This is a genomic window from Tomitella biformata AHU 1821 (assembly GCF_000524475.1).
GTDB classification, from domain to species: domain Bacteria; phylum Actinomycetota; class Actinomycetes; order Mycobacteriales; family Mycobacteriaceae; genus Tomitella; species Tomitella biformata.
Genome location: NZ_BAVQ01000072.1, coordinates 211,153 through 229,865, shown reverse-complemented (window position 1 = coordinate 229,865; position 18,713 = coordinate 211,153). Strand labels below are relative to the sequence as shown.

Here is an 18,713-nt window from a genome sequence, read left to right as displayed (position 1 = left end):
TTCTACGAGTTCCGATTGGTTAGCCCTGAGGGCTAACCGACCGGACCTCCGAAGAGCTCGATGGGCTTGCTGTCACTGGACAGCGTCACGATCGCGCGCTTCGTATTCTTGCGCTTGCCGAAGCCCGCGCGGGTGCGCTTACGCTTGCCCTGCCGGTTGGCCGTATTGACGCTGGTGACAGTCACGCCGAAGACACTCTCCACGGCGATCTTGATCTGCGTCTTATTTGAGTCCGGGTGCACGATGAAGGTGTACGAGTTCTGCTCCATGAGCGCGTACGACTTCTCCGAGATAACCGGCGCGATCAGAATGTCGCGCGGATCGGACTTGATCTCAGCGATACTCATGCCGAAACCTCCTTCGCTGCAACGAAGCTGTTCAGTGCGGCAACGCTGAAGATCACGTCATCGCTGTTCAGCACGTCGTAGGTGTTGAGCTGGTCCGGCGCGATCGGGTGCACACCCTCAAGGTTGCGCACGCTCTGCCAGGCAGCGGTGTCCTCGCGGTCGATGACCAGGAGGACCTTCTTGCGATCGCTGAGCTGCGCGAGGAACGTCTTGGCGCCCTTGGTGGAGGGATCCTGTCCCGGCACGAGCTCGCTGATCAGGTGGATGCGCTCGTTGCGGATCCGGTCGGTGAGTGCTCCGCGCAGGGCGGCGGCAATCATCTTCTTGGGGGTGCGCTGCGAGTAGTCGCGCGGCTTCGGTCCGTGGACCACGCCACCGCCGACGAACTGAGGCGCACGCGTCGAACCCTGACGCGCACGGCCGGTGCCCTTCTGACGGTAAGGCTTACGGCCACCGCCACGCACCTCCCCGCGGGTCTTGGTCGAGTGCGTGCCCTGACGTGCTGCTGCAAGCTGGGCCGTGACGACCTGGTGCATCAGCGCGATGTTCGGCTCGATATCGAAGATCCCTGCCGGCAGGTCAACGGAACCCTTGGTCCCGCCGCCGGGCAGATGAACGTCCAGCGAGAGGTTCACGGTCTTGTCGTTGCTCATGCGGATGCACCACCCTTCACTGCAGTCCGGACGATCACAAGGCCGCCCTTACGGCCGGGGATCGCACCCTTGATCAGCAGAATGCCGGCCTCGGTGTCCACCTTGTGGACGGTCAGGTTCTGCGTGGTAACGCGATCGCTACCCATGCGGCCTGCCATGCGCTTGCCCTTGAAGACACGGCCGGGGGTGGACGCGCCGCCAATGGAACCGGGGCGACGGTGCACAGCCTGCGTGCCGTGGCTTGCGCCCTGGCCCTTGAAGCCGTGACGCTTCATGACGCCGGCGTAGCCCTTGCCCTTGCTGGTGCCGGTGACGTCGACGAAGTTTCCGTCGGCGAACACATCGACACCCAGCTCCTGGCCAACCTTGTAAGAGGAGGCGTTCGGGACGCGAAGCTCGACGATGTGGCGACGGGGGGTAACGCCCGCCTTTGCGTAATGCCCGGCGGTCGGCATGTCGACCTTCCGCGGGTCGATGGCTCCGAATGCGAGCTGGACGGCGCTGTAGCCGTCGAGCTCCTCGGTACGCACCTGGGTGACGACACAAGGCCCGGCCTTGACGACGGTCACCGGGACAACCCGGTTGTTCTCGTCGAAGACCTGGGTCATGCCGAGCTTGCTGCCCAGAATGCCTTTGATCTCGGTGTTAGTCATTGAATGTCTCCGCTGCGTCTTCCAAGGCTCACTGAATGTTGACGTCGACGCTGGCCGGCAGATCAATGCGCATGAGCGCGTCTACCGTCTTCGGCGTCGGGTCCAGGATGTCGATGAGACGCTTGTGGGTGCGCATCTCAAAGTGCTCGCGCGAATCCTTGTACTTGTGCGGTGAGCGGATGACGCAGTACACGTTCTTCTCAGTGGGCAACGGCACCGGTCCGACGACGCGAGCGCCGGTACGGGTGACCGTCTCGACGATTTTGCGCGCAGACGCGTCAATCGCCTCATGGTCATAGGCCTTGAGCCTGATGCGGATCTTCTGTCCCGCCACGCTTGTTGTCCTTACCTTTCGGGGGTCATGACGCCTTACGGCGTCACGAGATTTCTTTCCCGGACCACAAACAGTGGATACATCGAACCCGCACGGGGCTCTGCCCGTCCGTCGCCGCTGTTCAACTGTCATGGTCCTGCGGTACACGCGGTCGGGCGTGTCGCCCGGCTGCTTCCCCCACGCTCGCAGCTTTTCCTTCCAGCCAGATTACTCTGACGGGGTGGAATGCCCTCGAACATGGGAGACGTACCGCTTCTAGCTCGCAGTCGAGCACCAAATAGGTACGTCGTGTACTTGCCTCGGTGCCGACCAGTCGACCACAGTAATGCAGCGACTCATACAACTCGCGGCGGGGGCGGCCCCTTTGAAGCCAGCTTTAGAACTACTGGCTCCTCATGACACCGATCCGTCGCGCAAGGCAACCCCAACAGTATGCCCGACGGTGCGCCACACTCCAAATCGAATGCGTCACATCGTAGGGCGCGCCCACGGGCCGGGGCCACTACGCTGCCTCCATGACTTCTGCGCAGAATCTATCCACCGCCAGCCCCACCTACCGCAGCCGACTCCGCCTGCCCGCGAATAGTCTTGGCGCGCGGCTCTTCTCGGTCGCGATGTGCGTGCGTGTGCCCTACTTCGCGACCGTGCTGCCGGTGGTGCGCGTGATGGAGCCGGGCCGCTGCGAGGTCACCGCGCCGAAGTGGTGGGGCGTGCACAACCACCTGGGCACCTTCCACGCTATCGCCGCCTGCAACCTCGCTGAGACCGCGATGGGCATGCTGTGCGAGGCCACTGTGCCGAACACCCACCGGTGGATCCCGAAGGCCATGTCGGTGGAGTACGTGACGAAGGCCAACACCGGTCTGCGCGCGATCGCCAAGCTCGACGAGGTGCCCGATTTCGCGGCGATCACCGAGGGCGCGGAGCTGATGGTGCCGATCTCGATCATGGACAAGCAGGGCGTGGAGGTAGTGCGCGCGCAGATCACCACGTGGGTCACGCCGAAGAGCTAAGCCCAGCCGCCCCGTCGGCGTAGGTCTGACCATCGGTGGCGATGGTCCGGCGCACGTCCGCGGTGAGGCGTCGGCTCGGCTGCAGGGCGACCCGGGCCTTGCGTCGGACAGCGAAGCGCCGGATCGCCGCCTGGTCGCCGAAGCGCGCGGACAGCGGCCGGATGAACCGGTTGACCATCGTGACCAGGGAGTCCACGTAGGTGGCGTGGACAAAGAAGAACAACTCCGGATTTAGCGCGTGGTAGCGCTCGCCGTGGTCGTCGACGCCCTTCACATGCCGATGGCCCGCGCGGATGACGGTGGACAGATCGCGGGTCGAGTAGGCCATATTGACCAGCTGCGGCACGCTGGCGGACTTGTGCAGCCAGAGCCTGGTGGGGGTCTGCGAGTGCGCCAGCGTCGCCGCGCCCACCCCGGGGTGCAGCATCTGCAGGCTCACTGCCCGGGGCAGCACCAGCTCATAGCGGCGGTCCCCCAGATAGCGCCAGACAAACGAGTCCGCGGTGAGCATTTCCCGCATGGCCTCAGACCAGGTTCTTGCCGGCGTTCAGCCGCCGCCGCACGTCCGCCATCATCCCGTAGGTGCCCCCGCCCCGGATGAACTTCGGGATGAAGCGGTTGACGAAGGAGACGAACACGAAGAGGTTCTCGAACCGTCGCCGGTCCGTCTCCGTCCACTCGATGTCCAGCTCCTCGCGGAAGAGCGGGGGCAGGAATCCGGCGGTGAGGAATTGGAGCAGCGGGCCGAACATGATCCGCAGCGGCCAGGCGATCATCCGCAGGTGCACCAGGTCCATCAGGTAGGCGCGGGTGCGCTCGTCCATGGTGATCCGCTCGCAGGCGATGTTCCAGTACCGGTCGAACTCCACGCGGGTGGCGGGCCACTGGTCCGCCTGGACCTGCAGCGTGGTGCCCAGGGGCGACGCGGACTGATAGAAGTGCTCCGCCTGCTCGGGGGTGAACTTGCCGTAGAGGAGCTGGTGGCTGTCCTCGAACCCGATGAACAAGCAGGCGGCGACATACATCTGCAGTTCCCGGTTGAAGGCGTTGTACTTGACGGGACTGTTCGCGTCGGACTGCACGTGCCGGTGCACGCTGTTGACGGCCTCGCGGAAGGCTGCCCTCTCCTCGTCGGTGCCCAGGATCGCGACGGCCAGGTACTGGAAGGTGGTGCGCGCGCGCTTCCACGGGTGGAACATCAGCCCGCCGGTGGTCACCTTGGACTCCATCACGCCATACGCGACCTCGGGCCAGCCGAGCTGCTGGATGACGTTGGCGGCGCCGCCGGCGAAGGACCAGAAGTCCAGGGCGTCCGTGAGGTCGACCTTGCTCTTGTTCCAGCGCCGGGTCGTCTGCGTGATCTGAATGCGAGTCTGCGCGGTGGTCAACCGCGGCTGCGCGGTCTGATCCCCGAGAAGTCGTGCTGCCATGCCCATCCCCTTGCCTCGCCCAACCTTTGTTAACGAGTATTCCAGGTTTTCGCGGGCCTGGCTAGGCCCCTGCCTACTTGAACTCCGCCCCATTGACCAGCCATTGGCCGCCATCGCGCACCAGTTCCACCCGCAGCCGGTGGCCCTGCACCGCCCCCTCCGGATTGGTGAGATTGACGGACCGCTGATTGAGGAACACCAGCGCCACCGCCGAGTCGTCATCGATGCTGGCGATGCCCACCTCGTCGGCGGTCGCCGTGGAGACGGACTCCGCGTCGGTGAGCGTGGTCGCGAACAGATCGAAGATCTCACTCGTCGGGCCTCTGAAGGACTCCGTCGTCAGCGCCGCGGCCTGGTCCCGGTTCTGATCCAGGGTCCGGTAATCCACCTGCGCCAGCGCCAACCCATAGTCACGGGCCACCGACTGGGCCTGCTCCGCACGCTGGTCCGCGTCGCCGGCCCCCCTTAGGGCCAAGACGAGTGCGACCGCCGTGCCGACCAGCGCGAGCAGCAGGACCACCGCGACCCAGGCCAGCGGCTGCCGCAGGATCCCGCGGGCTCTGGGCGTGTCAGGGCTGGTGGCGTCGGGGTTGGGGGTGTCGGTTGTCATGCTCAATTCCCATTCTGGACATCGTGTAGAAGGGCTTCCCAGGACTGGAGCGCCTCCACTCCCGTCGGCAGCAGGATCGGATCCTTGACCACGGGCGGCCCGATCACCGTGCCCGGGCTCGTGGCCAGCTCTAGCCCGAGGCCGTTGGGCCGCGGCGCGTTCCGGGCGCCGCGGGTGGCGAGATTCGGCTCGGGCGGGCAATAGTTCGTCAGTTGCGGCTCGGCCGGGGCCATATCCCCCACGGCGCGACGAGGCGCATCGTAATTGCACACTTGGCCCTGGGTCGCGATCAGGGAGAAGTCCGCCCGCTCGCCCTTGACGATCATCGCGAGCCGGCCGAGCCCGAAGGGGATGTCCACCAGGCCCGACCGCAGCGCCAGCTCCCGGTCCGAGATGATCGGCAGCACCGTGGACAGGTCGCCGAACAGCACGCCGAAGTCCGACTCATACCGCTGGAACAACTCGGTGGCCGTCGTGATGGTGGCGGGCGCCGAGCCCGCGATCGCGGTCAGCGTCGGGCCGGCGGCCACCAGCTGCTCCGTGACATCGCGCGCCGCGAGCATGCCCCGCGGGAAGGACTCGCGCTCCCCCGCCATGGTCGTGACCAGCGAGGTCGTGCGCCCGAGCAGCTCGGCGATCGTCGGCGCCTGCTCGCTGACCTGTGCGGAGAGCACGGCGCCATTGTCGATCAGGCTGGCCAGGCTCGGCCCCAGCCCGTCGAACGACGCGCCGAGCTCCGTGCCCAGCACCTGGATCGCCTGCGGGTCCACATTCTCGAGCAGCCGGGAGGCCTGCAGCATCAGCTCGCTCATCTGCGGCGGCTGCTGGTCCTGCGGCGCCGCCAGCCGGTCCCCCGACTGCAGGTACGGTTCGGCGTCGCTCATCGGGTAGATGTCGACGTTCTGAATGCCGGCGGCGGTGCCCATGCCGACCTTCGCGACGCTGTCGACGGGCACCCGCACGCCGGGGTCGAGCGTGAAGTCCACGCGCGCCCCACCGTTGTCCAGGTCCAGCCGGACGGCGGACACCTCACCGATGGACACCCCGCGGTAGGTGACCGCGGTGCCCACAGTCAGCCCCAGCGCGTCGTCCATCTGCGCGTACACGGCGGTGGTCTCGCCGAACGCCTGTGGTCCGATGACGTAGTTGATGCCGAACGGGATCACCACCGCCGCCGTGATCGCGAACAAGATCAGCTGGATCAGCGCCAGCCGCCTCATCGCCCGCCGCCCGGCAGTAGGTTCTCGATGCTCAGCAGCGGCTCCGGTGACGGCGTTGCCGGGGCGGCCGGGCCGAGCCACAGCGTCCGCAGCGTCTCGGGGATGTCCAGCGCACCGTCGAACATCAGGTAGTCGCCGCGGGCCGCGGTCTCGAAATTGTCGATGAACGTGTTCATGTTGCCCAGGGCCTCCCCGATGCGGTCGTTGAATGCGCCGAGCGCGCCGATCACCGAGGTGGCGTCGCCCAGCATCTGGTCCAGCCCGTGCGGGGAGCCCGCCAGGATCGTGTTGGCGTTCGCGGCGAGCTGGGTGCTCGAGTCCAGCAGCGACGAGATGGTGTCGCGTTGGCGGCCCAGCGCCTCGACCGCGGCGGGGACGGTGTCCAGGAAGCCGTCGAGCACCTGTTGCTGGTTGACGAACTGCTCGGAGATGCGCGCCGCCAACACGATGGCCTCGTCGAAGTCGTCCTGGTTCGCCGCGGCCTGGCCGAACAACTCCCGCATCGTCGTGGTGAGTCCGCGCACCTCCCCGGAGCGGCCCCCGAACGCGGTGTTGAGCTCCTCCACCACCACCTGCATCTGGCTCATGCCGCTGCCGTTGACGACCATCCCGAGGGCCGCGAGGGTGCTCTCGATCTGCGGGCCGATGTCGGTGCGGCGCTGCTCGATCACATCCCCGGCACGTAGGACCTGTGCCTGCTCCCCCGCGCCCGGGTCGGGATCGACGAGCCGGATGAACGGGTTGCCCAGCGCCGACGGCAGTTCCAGGGAGGCGTGCACGTCCCGGGCCAGGGGCACGGCCGAGTTCAGACTCAGCGTGACCTTCGCGCCGACCGCGTCGGTCTCCATGGCGGCGACCCGGCCGATCACCTGCTGCCCGGCCCGCACCTCCGCGCCCAGCACCAGCCCGGCCGCGGTGGCCAACTGCAGCTGCACGGCATAGGAGTCCCCGCCGACGGAGCGTCCGACGGGCAGATCCTGCATGCCCAGGCCGCAGCCCGAGAGCAGCACTGCGCCGAGCACGACCGCGATCCCGGCCGAGCGGGCCATCAGTTGCCCCCCTGCGCAGGTTTCCCGGTGAGCACCGAGACGATCCCCAGCGGGTCCGACGCGCTGATCGGGAAGGAGATCGGGTTGGTCAGTCCGGCCCCGGTGCACAGCGGCATCGGGTAGTCCTTGCACAACTGGTCCGCGACGGTGAACTGCGTGAGCGCGGTCGAGATGTTGAGCCGGATCCGGCCGCGCTCGTCGTCGCCCACCGAGTTGCCGAGGTTTTGCATCAGCAGCGGGACCACGTCCATGAACTCCGCCAATCCCGCCTGGTGCTGGGTCAGCACCGTGCCCAGCGCGTTCACGTTCTGGGTGATGGCGCCGACGTCGTCGCCGTGCTCGGCCATGAAGCTGTCCACCTCGTCGAGGACCACTTGCAGGTCCCGCAGCGGGGTGGCGATATCAATCCGCTCGGCCGACCACTGGTCCCCCAGGTCGCCGAGGCCGGTCACCATGTCGTCCAGGCTGACCTGCCGCGCGTCGAGGGCCTGCATCAGCGAGCCCATGTTGGCGACCAGCGCGCCGATATCCTCGGCGCGAGCGCCCACCACCCCCGTCGCCGCACTCAGGTTGACGATGGCGGAGTTGAAGGCCTCGCCCTGCCCGCGCCAGCCGTCGGCGGACTGGGTCAGCAGGTCGCCCACCTGCCCGTCCCCGCCCAGCGCGTCCGTGAGCGTGCTGATGCTGCCCATCAGCCCGTCGAAGTCGATGGGCGCGTGGGAGCGCTCCGGCGGGATCTCCGCGCCGTCCTCGAGTCGCGGGCCGCCCTGGTAGACCGGCCCCAGCTCCACATGCCGGTCCGAGATCACCGAGGGGTTGAGCACGTAGGCGCTGGCATCGGCGGCCAGCAACACGTCGTCGGGCATGGTCATCCGCACTTGGACAGTCGCGCCCTGCGGGGTCACGTCGGTGACCGTGCCGACCGGCACGCCGAGGATGGTGACCTTGCTGCCGACGTAGATGCCGTTGACATAGCTGAAGTTCGCGGTGACGGACCGGGAGTTGTCCGTGCCGCCGAAGACATACCAGCCGGCCGCGACCACTGCGGCGACGAGCACCGCGGCGGAGACGATCTTTCCCCACGGGCGCGTTTTGGTCTGCGGAGTTCTCATTTGCACCCCTGCATAACGCCGACGAAGCAGAGCAGGTTGTCGGGGATGATCGCCGACGGCGCCGTGACATCCGTCCACGGGCCGTTGCCCGTGGCGTCCGTCGCGGACCGCAGCGCCGATGGCAACCGAGCCAGCACCCCGTCGATGCTCGCCGCGCTGTCCTTGAGGGTGCCGGTGACGGCGGTCAGGTTCGTGACCAGCTGGCTGAACTTCTCGTCGTTCTCGGTGAAGGACGCGGCCAGCGTGGCCAGGATGGCACTGAGCCGATCCGCCATGTCCGTCAGCGCCTGCTTGCGCACCGCCAGGATCGAGACGACGGTCTGCGCGCTGCCGAGTGTGCCAACCAACGAGTCCTCCTGCTTGGCGACCATGTCCGAGAGTTGCCGCGACATCACCAGCAGGTGGTCGACCTGCTCGCCGTTCTGCGCGAATGCCTCGGAGGCGCCGCTGATGCCGGCGAGTGCCTTGCCCAGTTCCTCGGAGTCCGCCGGCAGCACCTGGGTCAGGGTCGTCATCATCTCCTGCATCGCGTCGACGTCAATGCCCTGCGCCGTGGTGGTCGCGTCGCGGCTGACATCGTCGAGGCTGTAGGGCACGGTGGTGCGCGCCAGCGGAATCAGGTTCTCGCCCTCGCCTGCGACCCCGCCGGGCACCACCTCGAGGTACCGCTTGCCGAGCACGGTCTTGAGCCGGACGGTGGCCGTTGTGCGGTTGCCGAGCGGTTGGCCCTTGTCGAGGCGGAAGTCCACCACCACGTGGTCCTCGACCAGCCGCACCGCCTCCACGCGGCCGGCCGGGACGCCGGCGACATATACCGGGTCCCCGCCGCTCAGGCCGCTGGCGTTCACCATCTCGGCCGAATAAGAGTGGGTGTTGGACGTGTACCAGATCCGCGGGATGGCAAGGGCCCCGAACAGGCCCACCAGCAGCACGACGATGCCGAGCGCACCCAGCGCGAGCGGGGTGCCGCTATTGTTGCGCCGGTCGCCGGTGAACAAGAATCGGATAATCCCGACGAAGACGTCGATCAGTTTGACTAGGAACATCTGGGTCCTGCACCTCCCGCGCTCATCGGCAGGTCGGGGAGTGTGTGGCGCCGAAGATGTTGGCCTCCAGGTCCCCCGCCTTGAGTGTCATGTTGCACAGATACAGGCTCACGAAGCCGCCGTACCCGGAGATCCTGTTGATGGCGTTCGCGAAGCCGGGCATCCGCCCGAGGAACCCCGTGAACTGCTCGGTCTGGGAGACCCAGACGTCGGTCATCGTGGTCAGCTCGGTGATCGACCGGCTGAGATCGCCGTTGGACCGTTCCATCGCGCCGGCGAGGGTGGCGACGGCGGTGTTGCCCTGGTCCAGCAGTGAGACCAGGCGGTCGCTATCGCCGGCGACTGAGTCGGTGAGCTGCCCCAGCCCGACGACGAGCTCCTCCAGCTGCGGGGCCCGGGCATCGACCGAGGCGAGTAGCGCGCCCATGTTCTCCACGAGCTGGCGCACCACCTCCTGGCGGTCCGCCAGGCCCGAGCTGACGTCCCCGATCTGCACGAGCAGGTCGTTGACCGCCTGCCCCTGCCCGTTGAAGGTGTCGACGAACGCCCGCGCCAGGGTGTTGACCTGGTCCGGGTCGAGTGCCTGGAACAGCGGCTTGAAGCCGTTCATCAGCGCGGTCAGGTCGACAGGCGGCGTGGTCCGCGATAGCGGGATCGTGCCGCCGGGCTCGAGCTCCGGACCCGCGGCGCCCGTCCAGCCGGCGGGCTGCTCGAGCGCGATGTACCGCGCGCCGAGCATGTCGCCGTAGCGGACCGTGGCGGTCGCCGTGGCCGCGAGGGCATGGGCGGACTCGACCTCGATGCCCACCACCGCCTTGCTGGTCCCGCCGCCGGCGTCGGCGAACGCGATGGAGTCCACCCGGCCCACCCGGACGCCGGCCAGGGTCACCGCGTTGCCCGCGCCGAGGCCTTCGACGTCGGTGAACTCCACCGTGTACCCGTCTGTGGCACCGCGGACCGGCACCGTCAACGTGTTGGCGACCAGCACCGCGCACGCCGCCCCCGCCGCGACGAAGGCCACGGCCTTGGCCACGGGATACCAGCCGAGTTTCATCGGACCTCCACCTCGTTACCTCGCACCAGCGGGCCCAGCAGCGTGACGGTGGCCGGGTTCGGCGCCGTGTCCGCGTCCGGGCCCGCGGCCTGACCACGCACGCTGTCCTCCAGAGCCCTGAGCACCGGGGCTTCCCCGCGGGCGTCCACCACCGGGATCGACACGGTCAGGTCCGTGGCCTGCTCGAGCGTCGGAGCCAGGCCCACCGGATGGCTGCTGCCCGGGGCGGCGGCGTGGGCCGCGCAGCCCGGATTGGCGGTCCCCACATACACCGGGCAGTCCGCGGCCGAATACGGCAGCGGGTCCTGGAAGGTGGCGACGGTGGTGATGTTGAACTTGCCTGTCGCGAACACCTTGCCGCCCTTCAGGCCGAACTCGTGGGCCGCCGTCAACGTCTCGGTGAGCCCAGCCGAGTTCGCCCCCGTGGTCGCCAGGATGATGCCCGCAGAGTTCAGGACGGTGGTGATCTCGCCGCGCTTGGCGTCGATGAACGGGCTCGCCGCGTCCGCGTAGCCGGCCGCGGCGGCCAGGGTGTTCGCGATGCCGTCCTGGTTGTCGACGATGTTCTGGGACACCGTCGTCGCCGCGGCCAGCAGGCCCAGGACGTCAGGGGCGGCCTCCTCCAGCCCGGCGAGGACGGTCGTGAACTCGGGGGTGGCCTCGACGAACTCGCGCAGCGCCGGCGTCACCGTGCCCGCGGCGTCCGACAGGTTGTCGATGGTCTCCCCGATGGCCGCGCCGCGGCCGTCGAGCGCCTGGCTCAGCGCGGTGAGCGCGGTCTGCATCTTCTCCGGCTGCATCGCCGCGAGGGTGTTCGCGACCTTCTCGAAGACCCCGTACAGCGCGACGGATTCCGGACCCGTGTCGACCATGATGTGGTCGCCGCTCCGCAGGCCGACGGGCGAGGGCGAGTCCGCGGAGTCCACGAGCTGGATGTAGATGTCGCCGAAGAAGGTGCGGGGCACGACGCGGGCCTGCACGTTGGCGGGGATGTTCGCGATATCGGCGGAGTTGACCTCAAGGCGGACGATGGACGCCTGCGCGCCGGACTCGATTCCGCCGATCCGGCCCACGTTCACGCCCGCATACCGGACTGGGGCCTCCCCACTGATCAGGCCCGCGCTGGCGGGGATCGACACGAGGACCTCCGGGTTGTTGTGCAGGCCGCCGCCGCCCTTGAGGACCAGCAAGCCGCTGACGACGACGATCACAATTGCGGCGAGCAACCCGCGCAAAGCGAGGGCGAGGCGGCTGGCGCCCGTCATCTCGTCCCGCGACCCGGACCGCACGTCAGAACCCCATGCCCGGGATCGTGGGGACCAGGCCCCACATTGCGAACGTCAGCACCACGTCGAGGATGCCGATGGCCAGGATCGAGGTGCGCAGCGCGCGGCCCGCCGCCTGGCCCACCCCGGACGGCCCGCCCGAGGCGAAGTACCCGTAGGAGCAATGCACCAGGGACACGACGGCCGCGAAGACCATGGCCTTGATGGCGGAGTACAGCAGGTCCGTCGGCGAGAGCGCCAAGTGGAAGAAGTAGTCGTAGGTGCCGGCCGAGGCGCCGTTGAAGAACACGACCACGAGCCGCGTCGACAGGTAGCTGGCGAGCAGGCCGATCATGAAGATCGGCAGCACGCACACCATGGCGGCGATGACGCGGGTGCCGGCGAGGAAGGGGATCGAGCGGATGGCCATCGAGTCCAGCGCGTCGATCTCGTCGGAGATCCGCATCGCGCCGATCTGGGCGGTGAAGCCGGTGCCGACCTTCGCGGCGAGGGCGATGCCCACGACAACAGGCGCCAGCTCGCGGGTGTTCGCGATGGCCGAGAGCATGCCGGACATGGTCGTCATGCCCACGAGTTCGAGCCCGCGCTGCGTCTCGACGCCCAGCATCATCGCGGCGGCCAGGGACATCGCGAACACGATGCCGATGGTGCCGCCGCCGGAGAGCAGCGAGTTGGTGCCGAAGCTGACCTCGCTGATCTGGTTGAGCACGTGCTTGCGGTAGCGGACCAACGTGAACGGGATCGAGACGATGGTGCGGAACATGAAGGTGACGTGCTTGCCGACGTCGACAAACCCGGTGTAGACGGCCTTGACGGGGCGCAGCGCCTGGGCGTTCACCCGCGCGACATTGTCGAATCCGATCATCAGCTCAGTCCCCCCATCAGTAGGACCCCACTGCCGGCACGATCACGGTGTACAGCGCGGACAGTGCCGTGTTCAGGATGAAGACCAGCGCGAACGCCAGCACGACGGCCTCGTTGACCGCATCCGCCACCCCGCGCGGGCCGCCCTTGGCGTGCAGACCCTTGAAGGTGGCGACCAGGGTCGAGGCCAGACCGAAGACCGCGGACTTGACCATCGCCATCCCGAAGTCGGAGAGCCGGCCGTACTGGCTGAAGGTCGCCAGGAAAGTTCCGGCGGGCTGATGCTGGATGTAGATGTGGTAGAGGTAGCAGGCCAGCACGCCGCCGAAGGTGACCATCGCGCACAGTGCCAAGGACACGACGACCGCGGCGACCAGCCGGGGCCCGACGAGGCGCTCGACCGCGTCGATGCCCATCACCTCGATGGCGTCGATCTCCTCGCGGATCTTGCGGGAGCCCAGGTCGGTGCAGATCGCCGAGCCGGCGACCCCGGCCATCATCAGCGCGCACACCATCGCCGCGGCCTGGCCGACGATGATGAATGCCACGACGGCCCCGGAGTAGCCGCCGGCGCCGATCCGGCCGGCCAACTCGCCGACGGAGACCGCGATGAAGACGCCAATCGGGATCATCAGCAGCAGGGACGGGCCCGTGCTCACCCGGCCGATGAACAGGATCTGGGTGACGGTCTCCTTCATCGACAGCCGCCAGCCGAACACCGAGCGGATCAGGCCGATGATCGCCTGCACGGAGAACCCGATGAGGTAGCCGCCCTGGATGGCGACATCGCTGGCGGGACCCTTGGGTTCTGGGAGCTCATAGGTCATGGCCGCACCACCTCCCCCTCCAAAGTCTGATAATTCCGTGTTGAGCATGACACAGTTCACACCGGACCACAAGCATTATGTGAACGGAAATTCTCATCGTGACACCCGCGCTCCACGGCGCTGAACATCGACTTTCCCCAGTCAAGGCCACTGGCCGCCCCGATTGAATCGGAGCGGCCAGCCGCCTGCCCTTCCCCCTGGTCCTACCCCCGGCCTAGACCGCCGCCGTCACCTCGCGCAGCGCGCCCTTGACGACCTTGCCGCTCGCATTGCGCGGCAGCGCGTCGACGATCACGATGTCCCGCGGATGCTTGTAGCGGGCCAGCCGGTCGCCCAAGAACTCGGAGAGCTCCGCAATCGTGAGGTCGCCGTCCACCCCGCCGTCCTTGAGCGCGACGACCGCGACGGGGACCTCGGTCCATTTCTGGTCGGGCCGTCCGATCACCGCCGCCTCGAGGATCCGCGGGTGGCTGAATAGCGCGTTCTCAACCTCCGCGCAGTAGATGTTCTCCCCGCCGGAGATGATCATGTCCTTCTTGCGGTCGACGACGTAGACGAAGCCCTCCTCGTCGCGGCGCACGAGGTCGCCCGAGTGGAACCAGCCACCGGCGAACGCCTCCGCCGTCGCCGCGGGGTTGTCCCAGTACTCCTGCATCATCGTCGGGCCGCGGTAGACGATCTCCCCGATCTCGCCGGTGGCGACGTCGTTCATCTCGTCGTCGACGACTCGGGTCTGGATCGTGGGGATCGGCTGGCCGACGGAGCCCAGCTTGCGCAGCGCATCCTTGCCCTCGAGCACGCAGGTGATCGGGGACATCTCCGTTTGGCCGAACACCGCCACGTTGCGGGCGTCCGGGAACGTCTCCGCCATGGCGCGCAAGATGGAGTCCGACGATGGCGCGGCTCCCCAGCTGATCACCCGCAGGCACAGGTCGCGATCCTTGACGGTGGGGTCGGCGCAGATCGCCTGCCACTGCACTGGGACGAGGAACACCGTGGTGACGCGCTCCTTCTCCCAGGTATCGAGCACATCGGCCGGGTCGAAGGCCTTGAGCGGGTGGATGACGGTGAGCCCGCCGAGCATCAGCGTGGGCGCCACCGAGCCGAGGGCCGCGACGTGGAAGGCGGGCGCGGCCAGAAGTCCGATCTCATCCTCGCCGGCATGCTCCATGGCGCGAATGCAGGTGATCGCCTGGGCCGTCATATTCGAGTGCGAGAGCACCGCACCCTTGGGTGAGCCGGTGGTGCCCGAGGTGTACAGGATCAGGCTCGGCAGATCCTCCGGCAGGTCGATCGCGGGATGCGGCTCGCCGGCCTCCCCGACCAGCGCCTCGTAGCCGAGGACATCACCCTCGGTCTCCGCGCCCATGTTGACCACCAGGGCCAGCTCCGGGGTGGCGGCGCGAACCGCTGCGACGAGCGGCGCGAGCATGGCCTCCGTGAAGATCGCCTTGGCCCCGGAGTTGCGGACGATGAACGCGATCTCCGGCGGCGTGAGGCGGAAGTTGACCGGGACCGCGATGGCGCCCAGGGCGTTGATCGCCAGCACCGCCTCGAAGAACTCCGTGCGGTTGAGCGTGAGCAGCAGGACCCGGTCGCCCTTGACGACGCCCCGCCTGTGCAGCGCGGACGCCATCGACTCGGAACGCTCGTGCAGCTGACGCCAACTGGTGTCCTGGCCGAGGTATCGGAACGCGGCCTTGTCGCCGCGCATCACGGCGTGCGCCGCCACCCAGTTGTTCCAGTTGTTCCTGCGGAACCGCTGCGGCTCCCCGGCCGGGTCTACAGCAATGCTCATTTACTGTCCTCTCTTGGCTCGGAGGCGGATCCGGTGTGCGCCCCCGAAGGTCGCTGTGACGAGTATTACACACTCAGCCGACAAGAGGAAGGGTTTTGTTAACGCTAATTCTCAGACCAGCGGAGGACCCCTGCGCTCAGCCTCTACGCGGCGGCAGGATACGCTCAGCACCGGGAAAGTCAGAATTACCCTTCACTTCTAGTATCCGTGGCAAGATCGCATTCAACGACTTTTCGGGGCCGGTCGGGCGGCGTCGCTATGCAATAGGAGGTGCCGCGGCGATGACTGCGGATAGCAGGATGGCGACAGTCATCGACAGCGGCGAGAGTGGCCGCCCGAGCGGACCCAAGGGACCGCCGAAGCGGCGACCAAAGAACCGGAAGTCGCAGATCGCCGCGGTGGCCGCAGAGGCCTTCAGCGAGCGCGGCTACCACGCCGTCGGCGTCGACGACATCGCCGGCGTCCTCGGCATCTCCGGCCCCGCCCTCTATCGGCACTTCCCGAACAAGTACGCCCTGTTCCAGCATGCCGTTCTGGAGCTGGTCAACGGGCTCCTACGCGCGTCCGCGCTGCCCGAGCCGGCCGACGACTCCGCCGCGGCGCTACCAGCCGGCGAGCAGATCGACCAGATCCTGTCCGCGCTGATCCAGCTCGCCGTCGAGAACCGCCGCACAGGCGGCCTCTACCGCTGGGAGGGCCGTTTCCTCCACAAAGAGGACCTCGCGTATTTGAAGGCCTCGATGTCCACCCTCAACCAACGGCTGCTCGATCCCCTGGCGCAGCTGCGGCCGACGATCAGCGCTGACGAGGCGAAGATCCTGACCGCCACCATCCTCAGCATCTCCGGCAGCATCACGGCCCATCGGGCACCGCTTTCCGCCAAGCGCATCAGCCCGCTGCTGCTGGCCGCATGCTGGGCCGTGCTGGCCGTGGACCTGCCGGTGGCCCCCGATAGCGACATCGTGACCTGGGCGCATCCCCTGCCGGCGGCGCCCGCGGCGGAGACCAAGAGGGAGGCCCTGCTGCGGGAATCGCTGCACCTGTTCTACCGGCACGGCTACCACGAGGTGAGCATCGAGCAGATCGCGAATGCCGCCGGCATCACCGCGTCGGGCCTGTACCGGTCCTACGACAGCAAGCTGGACCTCCTCGAGGCCATCTTCCAGCGTGCCGCGACACGCCTCGAAGACGCCCAGTCCGCCGTGCTCGGCGGCGAGCAGGACGCGGAGCAGAAATTGAACCGCCTCGTCGAGGCGTACACGGACCTGTCGTTCCAGCAGAGCGAGCTGTTGTCCGTCTACTTCGCCGAGATCGCCAATCTGCCCGGACCCCGGCGTGCGGCCCTGCACTCGGTGCAGCGCAAGAACATCGAGATATGGTCCCGGCTGCTGTGGGAGTTGCGGCCGGAGTTGATGCTCAGCGAGGCCCGATACCTGGTCCACGCGGCGTTCGGCCTGGTCCTGGACCTAGGCCGGCTCACGCACTTCGACCAGTCCGCCACCGTGCGGCTGCGGGTGCGCACGCTGATGCTCGCGACGCTCCTGGGCCACGGCGCCAAACCCGCCTAGCCCGCAGCGCGGCGCAGCTCGGCGGTCAAGTGGTGCGTCATCGGGGTGTCGGCGTGCGACATCCACATGTCATAGCCCACCACCTCCTCCGCGACCGTGAGCCGGCGCCGCGTCGCGTGCACGGGCTTAGCCTCCGGCGAGGCGCCAAGGTTGACCAGCTCCAGCTCGAGGACGCCGTCGACCAGCTCGCCGCGGTGCAGCTCGGTGAAGCCCGTCGGCTGGGAGATCAGCAGTTCGACGGCCCCGCTGCCGGTCCTGCGCAGATAGCCGTTCTCGGTGTGCATCGGCTTCGTCCGGCCCGGCGACCAGGTGCGGGAGTGGTAAGTCAGGAAGGGCCGGCCGCTGGGGGTGAAGGTGATCTCCTCCTCATACGCGAAGTCCGCGATGGTCGGATAGTGCCCCGTCCCGGTCCCGGTCCAGTGCCCCGCGAATGCCGCCAGGTCGCCCAAAGGTCCCACATCTGCCGTCATGCCTTGCCTCCATCAGGTGTGCGCCGACCGCAACCGCGCCAGCCCCGCCACCGTACCGAGTTCGTATCATCAGGGCCCAGGGCATAGCCGCAGGATGGGCGCCGGGAGCACAATCGGATATGAGCACAGACCCGGTCATCAGCAATCCCGAGCACTACTCGGTGGTCTTCGAGAACGAGTTTGTCCGCGTCCTCGACTATCACGACTTCCCCGGCGACATCACGACTCCGCACCTGCACCCGAACAGCGTGATGTGCACGTTGAGCTCGTTTCGTCGACGGCTGCACGCGGGCCCCAGAGTCGTCGACGTGGACATCCAGGCCGGCGCCGCGATGTGGCTGCCGGCCCAGGAGCACTTCGGCGAGAACACCGGCGCGACGCCAACGCACGTGATCTTCGTCGAGTTGAAGGGCGACGCGCACACGGTCCTCGGCGGCGGGTTCGGCCCGCAGTAGCTCTTGTCAGCGGCTCCCGGCACTCATACGCGCAGCCAGCGGCGAGACCCGCGGCGTGCCCAAGTCGCGCGGCCGGTAACCCGTCGGATAGCCCGGATAGGTGCGGTTGCCGGGGTCCCCGGTCACCCGCGCGACGCGCCGCGGCGGCAACCACCGGACGACGCGCGCCCGCAGCCGCAGCCCGGCCATCAGGAACTCCCGGAGCCGGGGCGAGCCCGACGGGAACCCGAACGCCGTCGTCATCTGCTCGCCGAGGAACGCGTACGCCCCGCGCCGCACCAGCGGCCGCAGGGGCCGCGGGAACCAGCCGCTGAAAAGGTCCAGGGTGTAGGTGCCGATGTCATGGTTGTCCGGCGAGTACCGGAACTCGCGCGCCTCGTACTCGAGCTTGAAGCGCTGGAATTCGGGGAGCGTATCCGGGATGTCCGAGATGGCCATCCGCTCGCCGATCTCCTTGTAGAAGTAGAACGCGGCGAGCCGCTCCTTCGGGTGCAGGCGCCGCCAGCCGTAGCGATCGATCCAGTCGAGGGGATCGAAGATGAACGTCGAGAGCACGTAGAGCATGTCCTCGTTGGCGATGTCGTACTGCCCGTGCATCCGGTTGATATTGCGGACGGACTCCTGGCCGCGATCGGAGTCCATACCGTGATCGAGCATCTCCGCCATCAGGATCGCGGTGTCGTCATAGCGTTTCTGCGGGTGGTGCTCGAACTCGCCGGACTGTTTGAGCACCGCCGAGACCCGCGGCGAGCAATAGGTGCGGAACAGCGCGAACTCCAGCGAGCGCTGATAGTCCCAGGGGAACTCGTGGCCGGCCGTGATCCGGTGGATCTCGTGCCGATCCGCCACCGGGTCCAGGGACTCGATGCGGCGCAACCAGCCGAAGCGTCCACTCGGGGCTGATGGGGTTCTCGTCATTTTCTG

General features: G+C 67.7%; 21 protein-coding genes. 3 read left to right on the top strand and 18 right to left on the bottom strand.

The window, feature by feature from the left end; genetic code table 11:
* Positions 1-32: 32 nt before the first annotated feature.
* From rplW to rpsJ, 4 genes are read right to left on the bottom strand one after another with little or no spacing between them, the layout of a single operon-like run.
* The gene (gene rplW / locus TBIF_RS18300) at positions 33-347 is read right to left on the bottom strand and encodes a 50S ribosomal protein L23 (protein WP_038171805.1); all 315 of its coding nucleotides are present in this window, start codon (positions 345-347) and stop codon (positions 33-35) included.
* On the bottom strand, positions 344-1,000 hold the full coding sequence (gene rplD / locus TBIF_RS18295) for a 50S ribosomal protein L4 (protein WP_024796198.1): 657 nt from the start codon (positions 998-1,000) through the stop codon (positions 344-346). The genes rplW and rplD overlap by 4 nt, the downstream gene beginning before the upstream one ends.
* Positions 997-1,653, bottom strand: coding sequence for a 50S ribosomal protein L3 (gene rplC / locus TBIF_RS18290; RefSeq protein ID WP_024796197.1), 657 nt, complete (start codon positions 1,651-1,653; stop codon positions 997-999). The genes rplD and rplC overlap by 4 nt, the downstream gene beginning before the upstream one ends.
* Before the next feature lie 28 nt (positions 1,654-1,681).
* Positions 1,682-1,987: a 30S ribosomal protein S10 gene (rpsJ, locus tag TBIF_RS18285; RefSeq protein WP_003938093.1), complete on the bottom strand. Its 306-nt coding sequence runs from the start codon at positions 1,985-1,987 to the stop codon at positions 1,682-1,684.
* Between the two features lie 515 nt (positions 1,988-2,502).
* Between rpsJ and TBIF_RS18280 the strand changes: the two genes are divergently transcribed.
* Positions 2,503-3,000 carry a hotdog fold domain-containing protein gene (locus TBIF_RS18280; protein ID WP_024796196.1) on the top strand — a complete coding sequence of 166 codons (498 nt, stop codon included), beginning with the start codon at positions 2,503-2,505 and terminating at the stop codon, positions 2,998-3,000.
* Here TBIF_RS18280 and TBIF_RS23935 read toward each other — a convergent pair.
* The 12 genes from TBIF_RS23935 to fadD5 form a co-directional block, all read right to left on the bottom strand.
* On the bottom strand, positions 2,984-3,520 hold the full coding sequence (locus TBIF_RS23935; protein WP_084611774.1) for an oxygenase MpaB family protein: 537 nt from the start codon (positions 3,518-3,520) through the stop codon (positions 2,984-2,986). The genes TBIF_RS18280 and TBIF_RS23935 overlap by 17 nt on opposite strands.
* A 4-nt stretch (positions 3,521-3,524) precedes the next feature.
* Complete coding sequence (locus TBIF_RS18270) at positions 3,525-4,430, bottom strand: oxygenase MpaB family protein (RefSeq protein WP_024796194.1); 906 nt, start codon at positions 4,428-4,430, stop codon at positions 3,525-3,527.
* A gap of 73 nt (positions 4,431-4,503) precedes the next feature.
* A complete protein-coding gene (locus TBIF_RS18265; protein WP_024796193.1) occupies positions 4,504-5,040 on the bottom strand; it encodes an Rv1363c family protein in 537 nt (178 codons plus the stop codon).
* Positions 5,041-5,042: 2 nt separating this feature from the next.
* Complete coding sequence (locus tag TBIF_RS18260) at positions 5,043-6,260, bottom strand: MlaD family protein (RefSeq protein ID WP_024796192.1); 1,218 nt, start codon at positions 6,258-6,260, stop codon at positions 5,043-5,045.
* Entirely contained in the window at positions 6,257-7,309 is a 1,053-nt protein-coding gene (locus TBIF_RS18255; RefSeq protein WP_024796191.1) for an MlaD family protein, read from the bottom strand. The genes TBIF_RS18260 and TBIF_RS18255 overlap by 4 nt, the downstream gene beginning before the upstream one ends.
* Positions 7,309-8,421: an MCE family protein gene (locus tag TBIF_RS18250; protein WP_024796190.1), complete on the bottom strand. Its 1,113-nt coding sequence runs from the start codon at positions 8,419-8,421 to the stop codon at positions 7,309-7,311. The genes TBIF_RS18255 and TBIF_RS18250 overlap by 1 nt, the downstream gene beginning before the upstream one ends.
* On the bottom strand, positions 8,418-9,467 hold the full coding sequence (locus TBIF_RS18245) for an MCE family protein (protein ID WP_024796189.1): 1,050 nt from the start codon (positions 9,465-9,467) through the stop codon (positions 8,418-8,420). Before TBIF_RS18245 ends, TBIF_RS18250 begins: the two co-directional genes overlap by 4 nt.
* 22 nt (positions 9,468-9,489) lie before the next feature.
* Entirely contained in the window at positions 9,490-10,521 is a 1,032-nt protein-coding gene (locus tag TBIF_RS18240; RefSeq protein ID WP_024796188.1) for an MCE family protein, read from the bottom strand.
* Positions 10,518-11,810, bottom strand: a complete 1,293-nt coding sequence (locus TBIF_RS18235; protein WP_235174863.1) for an MCE family protein — start codon at positions 11,808-11,810, stop codon at positions 10,518-10,520. The genes TBIF_RS18240 and TBIF_RS18235 overlap by 4 nt, the downstream gene beginning before the upstream one ends.
* A gap of 1 nt (position 11,811) precedes the next feature.
* Entirely contained in the window at positions 11,812-12,672 is an 861-nt protein-coding gene (locus tag TBIF_RS18230) for an MlaE family ABC transporter permease (RefSeq protein ID WP_024796186.1), read from the bottom strand.
* Positions 12,673-12,688: 16 nt separating this feature from the next.
* Positions 12,689-13,498, bottom strand: coding sequence for an MlaE family ABC transporter permease (locus tag TBIF_RS18225; RefSeq protein WP_024796185.1), 810 nt, complete (start codon positions 13,496-13,498; stop codon positions 12,689-12,691).
* Between the two features lie 214 nt (positions 13,499-13,712).
* Complete coding sequence (gene fadD5, locus TBIF_RS18220) at positions 13,713-15,296, bottom strand: fatty-acid--CoA ligase FadD5 (protein ID WP_024796184.1); 1,584 nt, start codon at positions 15,294-15,296, stop codon at positions 13,713-13,715.
* Between the two features lie 281 nt (positions 15,297-15,577).
* On the opposite strand from fadD5, the gene TBIF_RS18215 reads away from it, so the two are divergent.
* Positions 15,578-16,864, top strand: a complete 1,287-nt coding sequence (locus tag TBIF_RS18215; protein WP_024796183.1) for a TetR/AcrR family transcriptional regulator — start codon at positions 15,578-15,580, stop codon at positions 16,862-16,864.
* On the opposite strand, the gene TBIF_RS18210 is transcribed toward TBIF_RS18215, so the two are convergent.
* Entirely contained in the window at positions 16,861-17,334 is a 474-nt protein-coding gene (locus TBIF_RS18210; RefSeq protein WP_024796182.1) for a heme-binding beta-barrel domain-containing protein, read from the bottom strand. The genes TBIF_RS18215 and TBIF_RS18210 overlap by 4 nt on opposite strands.
* Before the next feature lie 119 nt (positions 17,335-17,453).
* Here TBIF_RS18210 and TBIF_RS18205 point away from each other — a divergent pair, with 119 nt between their 5' ends.
* Entirely contained in the window at positions 17,454-17,789 is a 336-nt protein-coding gene (locus tag TBIF_RS18205; protein WP_024796181.1) for a hypothetical protein, read from the top strand.
* Between the two features lie 6 nt (positions 17,790-17,795).
* On the opposite strand, the gene TBIF_RS18200 is transcribed toward TBIF_RS18205, so the two are convergent.
* Complete coding sequence (locus tag TBIF_RS18200; RefSeq protein WP_024796180.1) at positions 17,796-18,707, bottom strand: oxygenase MpaB family protein; 912 nt, start codon at positions 18,705-18,707, stop codon at positions 17,796-17,798.
* Positions 18,708-18,713: the final 6 nt, after the last annotated feature.

Coding starts and splice junctions, on each gene's coding strand:
- TBIF_RS18215 (WP_024796183.1), top strand. CDS start 15,578: ATGACTGCGGATAGCAGGATGGCGACAGTCATCGACAGCGGCGAGAGT.
- TBIF_RS18245 (WP_024796189.1), bottom strand. CDS start 9,467: ATGTTCCTAGTCAAACTGATCGACGTCTTCGTCGGGATTATCCGATTC.
- TBIF_RS18230 (WP_024796186.1), bottom strand. CDS start 12,672: ATGATCGGATTCGACAATGTCGCGCGGGTGAACGCCCAGGCGCTGCGC.
- TBIF_RS18255 (WP_024796191.1), bottom strand. CDS start 7,309: ATGGCCCGCTCGGCCGGGATCGCGGTCGTGCTCGGCGCAGTGCTGCTC.
- rplW (WP_038171805.1), bottom strand. CDS start 347: ATGAGTATCGCTGAGATCAAGTCCGATCCGCGCGACATTCTGATCGCG.
- rplC (WP_024796197.1), bottom strand. CDS start 1,653: ATGACTAACACCGAGATCAAAGGCATTCTGGGCAGCAAGCTCGGCATG.
- TBIF_RS18210 (WP_024796182.1), bottom strand. CDS start 17,334: ATGACGGCAGATGTGGGACCTTTGGGCGACCTGGCGGCATTCGCGGGG.
- TBIF_RS18225 (WP_024796185.1), bottom strand. CDS start 13,498: ATGACCTATGAGCTCCCAGAACCCAAGGGTCCCGCCAGCGATGTCGCC.
- TBIF_RS18200 (WP_024796180.1), bottom strand. CDS start 18,707: ATGACGAGAACCCCATCAGCCCCGAGTGGACGCTTCGGCTGGTTGCGC.
- TBIF_RS18270 (WP_024796194.1), bottom strand. CDS start 4,430: ATGGCAGCACGACTTCTCGGGGATCAGACCGCGCAGCCGCGGTTGACC.
- TBIF_RS23935 (WP_084611774.1), bottom strand. CDS start 3,520: ATGCGGGAAATGCTCACCGCGGACTCGTTTGTCTGGCGCTATCTGGGG.
- fadD5 (WP_024796184.1), bottom strand. CDS start 15,296: ATGAGCATTGCTGTAGACCCGGCCGGGGAGCCGCAGCGGTTCCGCAGG.
- TBIF_RS18240 (WP_024796188.1), bottom strand. CDS start 10,521: ATGAAACTCGGCTGGTATCCCGTGGCCAAGGCCGTGGCCTTCGTCGCG.
- rplD (WP_024796198.1), bottom strand. CDS start 1,000: ATGAGCAACGACAAGACCGTGAACCTCTCGCTGGACGTTCATCTGCCC.
- TBIF_RS18250 (WP_024796190.1), bottom strand. CDS start 8,421: ATGAGAACTCCGCAGACCAAAACGCGCCCGTGGGGAAAGATCGTCTCC.
- TBIF_RS18280 (WP_024796196.1), top strand. CDS start 2,503: ATGACTTCTGCGCAGAATCTATCCACCGCCAGCCCCACCTACCGCAGC.
- TBIF_RS18205 (WP_024796181.1), top strand. CDS start 17,454: ATGAGCACAGACCCGGTCATCAGCAATCCCGAGCACTACTCGGTGGTC.
- TBIF_RS18265 (WP_024796193.1), bottom strand. CDS start 5,040: ATGACAACCGACACCCCCAACCCCGACGCCACCAGCCCTGACACGCCC.
- TBIF_RS18260 (WP_024796192.1), bottom strand. CDS start 6,260: ATGAGGCGGCTGGCGCTGATCCAGCTGATCTTGTTCGCGATCACGGCG.